The following is an 11,868-nucleotide window of genomic DNA, read 5'->3' as shown; positions in this document are numbered from 1 at the left end:
TGGCAGGTGAGAGTCGTCTGAAGCATCCATCAAGATAACATTCACCTGCTATTTTACCACTGCCCATATTTTTTAATAAAGCATTAAATAATGATGTTAATTTTCTGTTTTTAATGAACTCAATTGAAAATATTATGATTAAAATTATGAAAAATGTTAATGAATATATAAATTTTGGGGAGTTTATTATTCGGTTAGATGTTTGCATATATGAGAAGTAACTCACGAGAAATACTATATAAATTAGGATATTTTTCTTGTCAACTGAATTACTTTTTTTCATTTGATGAAATTAATTGCAGTTTTTAAACTTCGTTCAGTGAAATATAATTTCAAAATACATTCTAGCTACTTTCAATCAGCAACATTTATGTTACTGCCATAATTGAGATGATGCCATTTTATCCAACCATCTTTTTATATAACTACCGATTTCACAATGTCTTCAACACCTCTACCGCATTGATATTCTTTGGGTTAAGCTCTACGGACTTCTGGTAGTTAGTTTTTGCCAACTCTTTATTGCCGGAGGCGAGGTAGGCTTCGGCGAGGCTGTCGAAGGCGTTGCCGCTTTGGGGGTGGAGTACGGTGTTGAGCTTGAAGATTTCCAGCGCTTTCTGGGTTTCGCCCTGGCGCAGCAGGGTGTAGCCCCAGCTGTTCAGGTCGCTTTCGGAGTGGCGGTAGTCGGTTTCGCGCTTTTTAAGCTCGTTGGTGGCTTCCACGGAGTAGCGGAGGCTGCGCTGGAGCAGGTCGGGGCTTTGCTGGGGGCCGCGGGTGGGGGCGTAGGCTTTAGCAATGGCACTAACCGCCAGGGCAGGGTTCTCGTGGAAAAGGTAGTGGCCGCAGCCATAGGCCGTGAGGCTTTCCCGGTTGGGCTGGGCCGCGGCAAACTGCTGGTGGGCGGCTTTCCAGCGGGCGGCTTCCGTGGGGTTGGGCATGAAAAACTGCTCCGCTACCACGTCAATAACCGGGATGCTGGCTGGGAACGGCGCGTTGCGCACGGCCTGCACGGTAGCGGGGTAGTTGAGGGTTTGGTAGTAGCGGCCCCGGTGCTCGGTTTTGTTTTTGGCAATGTCGGCCTGCATGTCGCGCATCATGCCCGCCAGAAACGTCTCGGTAGCAAAGCCGGGTAGCATGACATCCAGGAGTACCACCGCTTTTACCTGCCTGGGGTGGCGGGCGGCGTAGAGCGAGGTGTAGAAGCCGCCGTAGGAGTGGCCCACCAGTAGCAGCTCCTTGTTGTAGCCAAGCTTTCGGAGGCCGGTTTCCAGCCCCTGCAGGCCGCTCAGGATGCCGTGCTGGGTGTCATCGGCTGCCCGGGAAACTTCGCTTTTGCCGAAGCCGGCCCGGTCGTAGGTTATCAGGGTGGTGCCGGTTACCTGGGCCAGGGGCTGGAGCAGCGGCTCCCACACCTGGGCGTCGTCGCCACCCCCGGCCTCGAAGAGAATCGGCGTGCCCTGGCCTTTGATGATGTGGAAGTGCAGCCGGTAGCCACCCACATCCACCAGCGTGTCAATGGTTTGCGCCTGGGTGGGCCGGGCCAGCAGCGGCAGCAGGCAAAAGAGTAAGGCAGCTAAATAGCTTTTCATAAGCAATAGAGTGGGACTATATAGTAGAGAGGTGATTATGCCGCGTGCAGTTGCCTTGCGCTGTATGAATTACATGTGAAACCAATTCAAAACAAAACCTCACCAGAACGTCATGCTGAGCTTGTCGAAGCCTCTCTTCCGCTTCGTTGCAGTAGCATTAATTAACCAGAGGTAGAGATGCTTCGGCTGCGCTCAGCATGACCGCTCTGGTGAAGTAAGAGACACTGTGTAAAGAAGCCATTTTCACCTGTCATTCCGAGTGCAGCGAGGAATCTGGGTTCCGGTAAAGAGGCTGACCCAGATTCCTCGCTGCACTCGGAATGACAAATCGGGTTTTCAGCCCCTGCCGTACGCCACGGTTAGTTGTTAAAATCCGCTGGCGTATTTCTACCCCTGAGCAGCCCTACTAACCCCAGCGCCGGGCCCACAGCCAGCGGCAGCAGCAGATACGGCGGCGCCAGGAAATGGCCTAGCCAGTTGGTAAGCTGAATGCTGGCAATAGTAAGGGCAAAGCCCAGGCAGTTGACGATAGTCAGGGAGGTGCCCCGCGAGGCGGCTGGCGCGTGCCGGGCCACCAGCGTAGAAAACAGGGGCGAATCGGCCACCACTACTACCCCCCAGAAAAACAGAAACCCCAGCAGCAGCGCCACCGAGCCACTGCCCAGCACCAGCGGCGACGCCACGCAGCACAGCCCCGACAAGGCCAGCGCCGCCGTAGCTACCGGGCGCGGCCCTAGCTTTTGCGACAGTAGGCCACTACCCACGCAGGCCAGGCTGCCCACCCCAATAATCAGAAACGAGAGCAGGGGCACGGGCAGCGCCGCGCCGGGGTGCAGATGGTTATAGGCCGCCAGCAGCACCGGCACGAAGGCCCAGAACGTGTATAGCTCCCACATATGCCCGAAGTAGCCAAAGGCCGCCGCCCGAAACGCTGGCTCCCGGAACCCCGCCAGAAACGCGGTAAGCCGAAGCTGTTGCCCGGCCCGGCGGTAGGGCCCATCGGGCACGAGCAGCACCAGCGCAGTGCCGCCCAGTAAGGCCAGCGCGGAGGTAGCGCCCGTTACGTACTGCCACGGCAGTTGAGCGGTAGCGGCCCGGAGCAGGTGCGGAAAGGCCGTGCCCAGCACCAGCGCCCCCACCAGAAACCCCAACGACCGGCCCAGCCCCGCCTCGAAGTAGTCGGCGGCTATTTTCATGCCCACCGGATAAATGCCGGCCAGGAAAAAGCCCGTCAGAAACCGTAAAGCCAGTAACTCCGTGGCTCCGATGCCGACCATATTGACGCCCAGGTTGCAGGCTGCCGCCAGCAGCGCACTAGCGCAGAACACCCGCGAGGGCGAGAAACGGTCGGCCAGGGCCAGCAGGGCGAAGGTGAGCGTGCCGGTGATGAAGCCCAACTGCACGGCGCTGGTGAGGGTAGCCACGAAGCTGGGCGGCAGGTGCAGCTGGGCGGCTATATCGGGGGCAACGGCGTTGCCGGCAAACCACAGGGAGGTGCAGAAAAACTGCGCCACCACCAGGGTCGGTAGAATGCGGGGCATGGAGGGGTAGGCGGGACGGGTGGGTAGGAGCGGGACGGGTGGGGTAGGAGCGGAACAGGCCGGCAAGTTGCCGAAAGTTCTGTGCTCCTGCCACTGCAAGCGTCTTTCGCGCCCAACTTCTGCTGAGCTTCCCGATTTTTGGAGCTGCCTTTGTCCTGTGTTTGTCAGGACGTCATTCCGAGCGGAGCGAGGAATCTCGCGCGAAACGTTCGGCTACCATCGCACCGTCAGCCCGCGAGATTCCTCGCTCCGCTCGGAATGACGGTCCTGGGTACTGAGTAACGGAACGGGAGAGGTGATGCCTGGGGTGGACGCCAGATGAAGCGGCGTGTTCCTTCTTCTCGGCAATGGCCCGCCCGATCAGGAAGCCCAGTGGATGCCAAATAAAGCAGGCTGATCCTTGGGCTGAATGTTCATGCTGGAGCAGCTTCGCAGTACGGGTGTAGAGAAGATGCCACACGTGGCATCTCAGTGTGGCTGACGTTGTTTACCGCGCATCGTTTGGGGCCAGTTACTCACCGACGAGACGGCACACATGGCGTCTCGTCGGTGAACGAAGCCCAGAATCACGCTGGCTTTTTCGCCGTATCGTAAGCCAGCTCGTAATATTGATTCCCGTTGAATTCAAACTCCCGAATGACTTCGAGGCCCAGCTTTTGGGTGTGCGCGGCGTAGGAGCGGGTATTGATGCGGTTGATAAACGTGACGAGCACGGGGTAGCGCGCCGCCATCTGCACCCTGGAAAAATCAAATATTCTTTCCAGCATCCCGCTACCCCGGTAAGACTTATCAATGCAGATGGGGCCGTACTGGTAGCTGTTCGTGGTGCTGAGCTGGTGGCCGGCATACGTCAGCGTCAGCAGCTGCTCAGTCATGTAGGCGAAAATCGGCCACTCCGCCCAAAACTGCCACGAGGCCGCCATGACGTAAGCCACTACCTGCCCCTGGTGCGTGGCAACCGTCAGACCCTGTTCCTGCTCAATCAGCTGGGCGAGTTGTTCCCGGGTAAAGGCGGTGGTCACGAAGCCATCGGGCTTGTCCTCCTCCGCAATGGTGGCAAGCTGGTATTTTTGGTGCAGAGTCAGCACGCCGTCGATGTCTACCAGGTTGGCCAGTTTGAATTCCATAGGTGGGGTAGGGGGAAGTATGGTGACAAGTAAGGAAATGTACAGCACTGCTCTAGTGGCTGGCTCAGACCAAAGAACGTCATGCTGAGCTTGTCGAAGCATCTCTCCCTTTGACTAATTCCTAGAGTTAGGACGGGGAGAGATGCTTCAATTGCAGCTACGCTTCCGCTCAGCATGCCGTGCTGGTGAGTTGCTAAGTACAGCATAGCAGTAACCCCGAACCGCGCCCCATTTCTTACCTTACATCAAGGCCCCGCCACCTGAGCCAGGGTATTTTTGTTAAATACTCAATGCTCACCCCCTGTACCGCCACGACTTTCTCAAAGCCCTAGCGGCGCTACCCTTTGCTACTGCTATGAACTCCCTGCAAGACCTCCATAAAACGGCCAGCTCCTTCCAGCAAACGGCCAAGATGCCCGTGCTTTTCGTGGGCCACGGCTCGCCCATGAATGCCCTGGCTGATAACCCGTTCACCCAAACCCTGCACCAGCTGGGCCAGGACATCCGCAACCGGCAGCCCCCGCGGGCGGTGCTGGTCGTGTCGGCGCACTGGCTCACGCGCGGCACCTTCGTGGCCGTGAACGAGCGGCCCGAAACCATCCACGACTTCGGCGGCTTTCCGCAGGAGCTGTTTGATATGCAGTACCCCGCGCCCGGCGCCCCCGATGTGGCCCGCGAGGTGCTACAAGCCCTGCCCGACGCCCACCCCACCGACGAGTGGGGCCTCGACCACGGCACCTGGACGGTGCTCCACCACATCTTCCCCGAGGCTGATATTCCGGTGTTCCAGCTCAGTATCGACTACTACCAGCCCATACCCTACCACGCCGAGCTGGCCCGGCAACTGCAGTTTCTGCGCCGCCGGGGCGTGCTGATTCTGGGCAGCGGCAACATCGTGCACAACCTGCGCCAGAGCATGCCCAACTTTATGCAAAACGATGCGCGCCCCCACGCCTGGGCCGTGGAGTTCGACGCCTGGGCTAAAACTAAAATAGACCAGCGCGACCTGCTGGCCCTGGCCCACTACCAACAGGCCGGCGCCAGCGGCCCGCTCTCGGTGCCCACCCCCGACCACTACATCCCCATGCTCTACAGCCTGGCCCTCGCGGAGCCCACCGACGACATTCGCCACGCCTACGAGGAGGTCAGCTTCGGCGGTATGAGCATGCGCACCTTTGTGGTAGGGTAGGCGTGGGTTGGTTTAGGAGCGGGCCTAGATAGAAGGACGTGTGGTCAATCTGCATTGCTACCCAGTTTGAGCACCTCACTACATAAAAAAGCCGCCGTTGCACCCAGCAACGGCGGCTTTTTAGCTTACCGGCCTGTGTAATCTACTTTCTGTTGGTGGCCCGGATGGCTTTCACTTCCGCGGGTGTTACCTCACTGGCTTTGTTACCGAAGTTGCTACGGATATAGGTCAGCACGTCGGCAATTTCCTGGTCCGTGAGGATGTCAAAGGCGGGCATTACATTATTGTAGGGCTCCCCATCAATATCCTCGTCCTGGAGGCCGTTGAGGATTACCTTCACCAAGCGGGTTTTGTCGCCGAGCACGTAGGTGGTTTGGGTTAGAGGCGGGTTCATGCCATCTACGCCGCCGCCATCGGCCTGGTGACAGGTAAGGCAGTTGCGGGCATAGATGGTTTTGCCGACCACTACGCCCCCGGCAGCTGCGGGGCGGGACTTTACTTTCGGGGTGGGAGTTTTCTGAGCCGCTGCCGGGAAACTAAACCAGGCCAGCGTGCACAGTAGGGCAAGAATCTGCTTCATTCAAAGGGCTATTTTTTGGCGTAGACGATGCGGTAAATGGTGCCTTTCTTATCATCGGTGACGTAGAGCGAGCCATCGGGGCCCTGAGCCAGGCCGCAGGGCTTGTGCTCGGGGCGGCCGGCGGCGGCATTGGCAGCCGAGCCGGCGAAGTTATCGGCAAACACTTCCCAGTCGCCGGAGGGCTTGCCGTTTTTGAAGGGTTGGAACACGACGTAGTAGCCCTTCTGGGGCTCGGGGGCGCGGTTCCAGGAGCCGTGGAAGGCAATGAAGGCACCGTGGCGGTAGCGCTCCGGAAACATCGTGCCGGTGTAAAACAGCAGGGCGTTGGGGGCGGTGTGGGCGGGGTAGGCCGCGGCCGGCTCCAGGTAGTTGCCCGGCGCCTGCTTTTTGCCGTCGCCGCCGTACTCGGGGCTCAGCATTTTCTTGCGCTGCTGCCCATCGTAGTACAGGTAGGGCCAGCCGGCGTTGTCGCCCTTTTTCAGGGCGTACATGCACTCGGCCGGCAGCTCCGCCGATTGCTTGCTGTCGTAGAGGGCCGGGAAGTTGTCGTAGAGCTGGTCGCGGCCGTGCTGCATCACGAAGAGCTGGTTGGCCTGGGCGTTCCAGTCGAGGCCAACCACGTTGCGCAGGCCGGTGGCGTAGCGGATACCGTCGCCGTACGTCTGGTTGAGCTTGTCAGCCCGAAACTGCCAGATGCCGCCCGCCGAGTCGAGAATGGGGCAGTTGGGTTGGCCCAGGGAGCCTTTCTGGCGGTCTTTCACCTGGCAGGTGTTGGAGTAGGCGCCCACATTCACGTAAAGGTTGCCTTCCCGGTCCAGGGTGATGGATTTACTTTCGTGCTGGCGGCGGTTAAGCAGGCCCGTCACGATTTTTTCGGGCTGCTCGGGGTTTACTACCTCGCCCTTGCCGTTGAGCTTGTAGCGGAATACGTCCTGGTCAGAAGAAGCGTAGAGGTACTCCGGGGTGCTGTACACGCCCGTGCCGCCGTAGGTGCCAAAGGCACTGGCTACCTCGGCCTTGCCACCGCTGGTTTCGCGCAGCATCAGTAGGCCCTTGCCGGCCGCGTTAGGCCGGTTCAGCTTCACGAAGATGGTGCCCTGGGGCGTGATGGTGATATGGCGGGCGCGGCCGCCGGTTTCGGCCACTTTCAGGGCACTAAAGCCGGCGGGCAGCGTCAGGCCGGCATTGTCGGGGTCGGGCACTACGGTGCTGGCGTGCCGCAGTGCCAGCACCGACAGGCTGCCAAGCAGCACTGGCGCCAGCAGCAGGGAACGGGTAAAGGTACTTTTCATCAGTATGAAGATGGTGGATCAGTTTGGGAGGTATATCGATTGGAAAAGCAAATAAATCATTTGCCCGGCAAGAAGCGCGTTTGGTACTAGCCACAAAGCGGTTCCTTCTCGAACAAGCACGCAACAAGTTGACGTTCCCATGGCTTCGGCAGGGTAGACGCGCGGCCTGGGTACGCAAGTAACAAGCAATACGTCAGGTATAAAGCTGTCTTTTGCTGCTCACCAGCCGCTGTGCCCACGCCACCGCTCAGGCCACGGGCTGCCCGCACCGGACCCCACGCCGCCGCGCACTACTTCCGAGGTTAGTGTTCTGTTACCTACTAACCTAGCAGGTCTACGAGGTAGGGGCGGAAAGGCGCCTTTGTGGCGTTTTAATGCTTTCTGGGGAGGCCCCGTGGGCATTCGGGTTCTGGTCCGTAGCTTGGGGCACACTCCTTCTCCTGCTGCTCTCTATACTATGCTTTCTGTTCGTTTAAACCGCTACGCCGCAGCCACGGCCGTTGCGCTTTTGCTCTGTGTAAGTGCCCAGGCCCAGCAACCGGCTACCCTTGCCACCTCCGGCAAGCCTACCACCCACCAGCTCAAGCCCACGCCGGCCACCGTGGCCTGGGGCTTCTATGATGCTGCCGCTAAGCCCGTGCTGCGTATCAAGTCCGGCGACAAGGTGGAAGTGCAGACGCTCATTACCTCCAGCCCAACCCGCCTGGAAGGCGCCGGCCTGCCCGCCAGCCAAGTGGAGCAATCCTTGCGCGACATCCACCAGAGCGTAACCAACAAGGGGCCCGGCGGCCACATTCTCACCGGCCCGATTTACGTGGAAGGCGCCGAGCCCGGCGACGTGCTGGAGGTGCGCATCCGCAAGGTGGAGCTGGCCATTCCCTACGCCTACAACGCCTTCGGGCCCACCAGCGGCTTTCTGCCCGAGGACTTCGGCTACGCCAAAATGCGCATCATTCCCCTGGACAACAAGCGCATGGTGGCCCACTTTGCGCCCGGCATTGAGGTGCCGCTGCGGCCATTCTTCGGGAGCATGGGGGTGGCCCCGCCGCCCGCCGCGGGCCGCGTGAACAGCGCCCCGCCCGGCATTCACGCCGGCAACCTCGATAATAAGGAGCTGGTGGCCGGTACTACCCTGTTTATTCCGGTGCACGTGGCTGGGGCCCTGTTTGAAGTCGGCGACGGGCACGCCGGCCAGGGCAACGGGGAAGTGGACATTACGGCCCTGGAAACGTCTCTGACCGGCACCCTGGAGTTCATCGTGCGCAAGGACCTGCACCTGACCTGGCCCCGCGCCGAAACGCCTACCCACTACATCAGCATGGGCATTGACGAGGACCTGACCAAAGCCACCAAAATTGCCCTGCGCGAAATGCTGGACTTTCTGATGAAGGAAAAAGGCCTCAGCCACGACGACGCCTACATGCTGGCCAGCGTGGCCGCCGACATGGAAATCACCCAGCTCGTGGACGGTACTAAAGGCGTCCACAGCATGATTCCCAAGAAGATTTTCACGGGCAAAGCCACCGGCAAAACGAAGTAAGAAGGCCCGAAGCCTTCTTCCACGTCTTGTCCTGTACGCCCGTCATCCTCCACTTCCCTCATCTACTTCTGGCCCGCCGTTCCTCCCATTTGCCCGTCATCCGCACATTCTTTTCTTCTAAACGCATCCGCGGCGCCTCATTCCTTCCTGCCATGCTGAGCACGACAAAGGACCTTCTTACTCCTGAGCGACTTGTTGTTACGCTCATTAGACGTGAGAAGGTCTTTCGTCGCCGTTTGATGCGCGGAATGCTCAGCATGACAAGAGAAGGGGATGTGAGTAGAAAAGCCTCCTACTGTCTGCGCGGCCTAGGACGTTGAGGAAGGGCAGAGGCTAGCCGGAGAGGTAGTCTCACAGCCTCAGTCAGCACCGTGGGGCAACCTTTTGTGTGGCTCATCTATCTATGCGGACAAGACGATATACCTTGTGCCTGATGCGAAACCGTACTGTATTATTTCTGGGCCTGGTGGCTACCCCTGCTATGGCCCAGCAACTTTCCAGCCCACCATCCACCGCTACCCTGTACCGGGCCACTGAGCGCAAGGTCAATGCCCTGGTGCACACCAAGTTGGAGGTACGCTTCGACTATGCCAAGCGCTACCTCTACGGCCGCGAGTGGGTGACCCTCAAGCCCCACGGCTACGCCACCGACTCGCTGCGCCTCGATGCCAAGGGTATGGATATCAAAGCGGTAGCACTGATGAGAGGCAGCACGCCGCAGCCCCTGAAGTACCGCTACAACGGGTGGCAGCTGGCGGTGCAGCTGGGGCAGGTGGTGCCGGCCGGCGAGGCCTACACGGTGTATATTGAGTACACGGCCAAGCCCGATGAACTGCAGGTGAAAGGCAGCGCCGCCATTACCGGCGCCAAGGGCCTCTACTTCATCAACCCCGATAGTGCCGTGGCGGGTAAGCCGGTGCAGATCTGGACCCAGGGCGAGACGGAGGCCAACTCGGCCTGGTTTCCCACCATCGACAAGCCCAACCAGAAAACCACCACCGAAATCAGCCTAACGGTGCCCGGCAAGTATGTTACGCTCAGCAACGGCCAGCTGGTAAGCCAGGTGCCCGCGGAAAATGGGCTGCGCACCGACACCTGGAAAATGGACCAGCCCCACGCGCCCTACTTGGTCATGATGGCCGTGGGTAATTTCCGCATCACCAAAGACACCTGGCGCGGCAAGGAAGTCAGCTACTACCTCGAGCCCCAGTACGCCGCGCAGGCCCGCCAGATATTCGGCAAAACGCCCCGGATGCTGGAGTTTTTCTCCCAGCGCCTCGGCGTTGATTTCCCCTGGAACAAGTACGCCCAGGTAGTTGGCCGCGAGTACGTGGCGGGTGCCATGGAAAACACCACGGCTTCTTTGTTTGGAGAGCAGGCCCAGGGCACGGCTCGCGAGCTGCTGGACTGGGAATACGCGGGCGTGGAGCGCGAAATTGCTCACGAGCTGTTTCACCACTGGTTTGGCGACCTGGTAACGTGTGAGAGCTGGAGCAATCTGACCGTAAATGAGTCGTTTGCCAATTTCAGCGAGGTGCTGTGGGCCGAGCACGAATACGGCCCCGACGCCGGTGCGGCCCAGGCCTACCGCAGCCTGCGCACCTACCTGCGCGGCCCTGGCAACTCCCAGAAGCCACTGGTGCGCTTCCAGTATGCCGATAAGGAAGATATGTTTGACGGAGTTAGCTACCAGAAAGGGGGTAGCATCCTGAACATGCTGCGGGCCCATCTGGGAGAGGACGTGTTTTTCGCCGGGTTGAAAACCTATTTAACCCGCAACGCCTTCGGGACCGGCGAGGCCCAGCAGCTGCGGCTGGCCCTGGAGGAAGCCTCGGGCCAGGATCTGAACTGGTTTTTCAACCAGTGGTACTACCGCCCTGGTCACCCCATCGTTACCATTGACTACCAGTGGGATGCTGCCCGCCAGCGGCAGGCCGTGGTGGTACGCCAAACCCAGCCCGGCGCGCCCTTTGTGCTGCCGCTTCAGGTAGATGTGTACACCAATGGCCGCGCCCGGCGCTACCCCGCTACCCTGCGCCACGCCGTCGATACGCTGTACTTTCCGGCGCCTACCCGCCCCGAGCTGGTGAACGTAGACGCGCAGAAAACCCTGGTCTGGCAGAAGCAGGACAACAAGCCCCTGGCCGATTTCGCCTACCAGTACCGTCACGCCCCCACCTTCCTCGACCGGCGCGAAGCCCTGGTAGCTGCCCAAACGCAGCTTTCTACTCCCCTGGCCCAGAAAACCCTGGTCATGGGGTTGCAGGATAAGTCGGACGTGCTGCGTGGGGTAGCTATTGAGCAGCTCAACCTCAAAAACGACACGCTTCGCAAAGCCGCTGCTCCCATCCTGGCCCGCCTCGCCACCTCCGACCCGTCGGTGCCGGTACAGGCGGCGGCGCTGCTGGCTTTGGGCAACTTGAAGCAGAAGCGCTACACCAAGCTGTTTGCCAAAGCGCTGGACAGCAAGTCGTACCGGGTGCAGGGGGCGGCACTACAAGGCTTGGCGGCCTTGCAGCCCGCGCAGGCCCTAGCCCGCGCTACCGCTTTCGAGGCCGATAACAAAGGCGCCCTGACGGTGGCACTGGTGCTGGTGTACGGGCAGGCGGGTGGCCTAGCCCAGTGGCCCTCGGTGCTGGCCAAGTTTGATGCCGCCGACACCAACAACCGCTTCAACATGATGGCTGGCTTTGGCGCCATGCTGGGCCGCCTCGACGACCCCACGGCCCTCACCCAAGGCATCACGCGCATCAAGGATATGGGGGTACAATTCAAGCCCTACGGAGTAGATACGCCCCTACTTGCGCTACTGCAGCAAATCCGGCAGCAGCAGTCTACCCGCCCGAATGCTGCAGTAGCGGCCACGCTGGTAGCGCAGGCCGCAGCCGAAATTGAGGCTGCCAAGTAGGGGTAGGGTTTCACTTCACGCTTGCCCCAGCCTTGTCAAGCGGAATCCTACCCCTCAAACAAGCTGCTTTTCCTTGCTTACAGGGGCCAGAACAACCCAGGG

At 59.8% G+C, this 11,868-nt stretch carries 9 protein-coding genes; 3 read left to right on the top strand and 6 right to left on the bottom strand.

Features of this window, described 5'->3' with window-relative positions; translation table 11 throughout:
* From IEW18_RS21750 to IEW18_RS17200, 4 genes are all read right to left on the bottom strand, one after another.
* Nucleotides 1–208, bottom strand: a 208-nt coding sequence (locus IEW18_RS21750) for a hypothetical protein (protein ID WP_229728807.1), incomplete at its 3' end; no start/stop codon positions are given.
* A 226-nt stretch (nucleotides 209–434) separates the two neighbouring features.
* Complete coding sequence (locus tag IEW18_RS17210) at nucleotides 435–1,589, bottom strand: alpha/beta fold hydrolase (protein ID WP_188559109.1); 1,155 nt, start codon at nucleotides 1,587–1,589, stop codon at nucleotides 435–437.
* Between the two features lie 359 nt (nucleotides 1,590–1,948).
* The gene (locus tag IEW18_RS17205; RefSeq protein ID WP_188559108.1) at nucleotides 1,949–3,130 is read right to left on the bottom strand and encodes an MFS transporter; all 1,182 of its coding nucleotides are present in this window, start codon (nucleotides 3,128–3,130) and stop codon (nucleotides 1,949–1,951) included.
* 566 nt (nucleotides 3,131–3,696) lie between these two features.
* The gene (locus IEW18_RS17200) at nucleotides 3,697–4,257 is read right to left on the bottom strand and encodes a GNAT family acetyltransferase (protein WP_188559107.1); all 561 of its coding nucleotides are present in this window, start codon (nucleotides 4,255–4,257) and stop codon (nucleotides 3,697–3,699) included.
* A gap of 355 nt (nucleotides 4,258–4,612) precedes the next feature.
* Between IEW18_RS17200 and ygiD the strand changes: the two genes are divergently transcribed.
* Nucleotides 4,613–5,446 carry a 4,5-DOPA-extradiol-dioxygenase gene (gene ygiD / locus IEW18_RS17195; RefSeq protein WP_188559106.1) on the top strand — a complete coding sequence of 278 codons (834 nt, stop codon included), beginning with the start codon at nucleotides 4,613–4,615 and terminating at the stop codon, nucleotides 5,444–5,446.
* Nucleotides 5,447–5,588: 142 nt separating this feature from the next.
* On the opposite strand, the gene IEW18_RS17190 is transcribed toward ygiD, so the two are convergent.
* Both IEW18_RS17190 and IEW18_RS17185 read right to left on the bottom strand, forming a co-directional pair.
* On the bottom strand, nucleotides 5,589–6,026 hold the full coding sequence (locus tag IEW18_RS17190) for a c-type cytochrome (protein ID WP_188559105.1): 438 nt from the start codon (nucleotides 6,024–6,026) through the stop codon (nucleotides 5,589–5,591).
* An 8-nt stretch (nucleotides 6,027–6,034) separates the two neighbouring features.
* Complete coding sequence (locus IEW18_RS17185; protein ID WP_188559104.1) at nucleotides 6,035–7,318, bottom strand: PQQ-dependent sugar dehydrogenase; 1,284 nt, start codon at nucleotides 7,316–7,318, stop codon at nucleotides 6,035–6,037.
* Nucleotides 7,319–7,775: 457 nt separating this feature from the next.
* Between IEW18_RS17185 and IEW18_RS17180 the strand changes: the two genes are divergently transcribed.
* Nucleotides 7,776–8,858 carry an acetamidase/formamidase family protein gene (locus IEW18_RS17180; RefSeq protein ID WP_188559103.1) on the top strand — a complete coding sequence of 361 codons (1,083 nt, stop codon included), beginning with the start codon at nucleotides 7,776–7,778 and terminating at the stop codon, nucleotides 8,856–8,858.
* Between the two features lie 433 nt (nucleotides 8,859–9,291).
* Nucleotides 9,292–11,766: a M1 family metallopeptidase gene (locus IEW18_RS17175; protein ID WP_188559102.1), complete on the top strand. Its 2,475-nt coding sequence runs from the start codon at nucleotides 9,292–9,294 to the stop codon at nucleotides 11,764–11,766.
* The last annotated feature ends 102 nt before the right edge of the window (nucleotides 11,767–11,868 follow it).

Origin of the sequence: Hymenobacter glacieicola, from assembly GCF_014640315.1 — a bacterium.
In the GTDB taxonomy this organism is placed as follows: Bacteria; Bacteroidota; Bacteroidia; order Cytophagales; family Hymenobacteraceae; genus Hymenobacter; species Hymenobacter glacieicola.
This window is presented reverse-complemented; position numbering and strand designations above follow the sequence as displayed.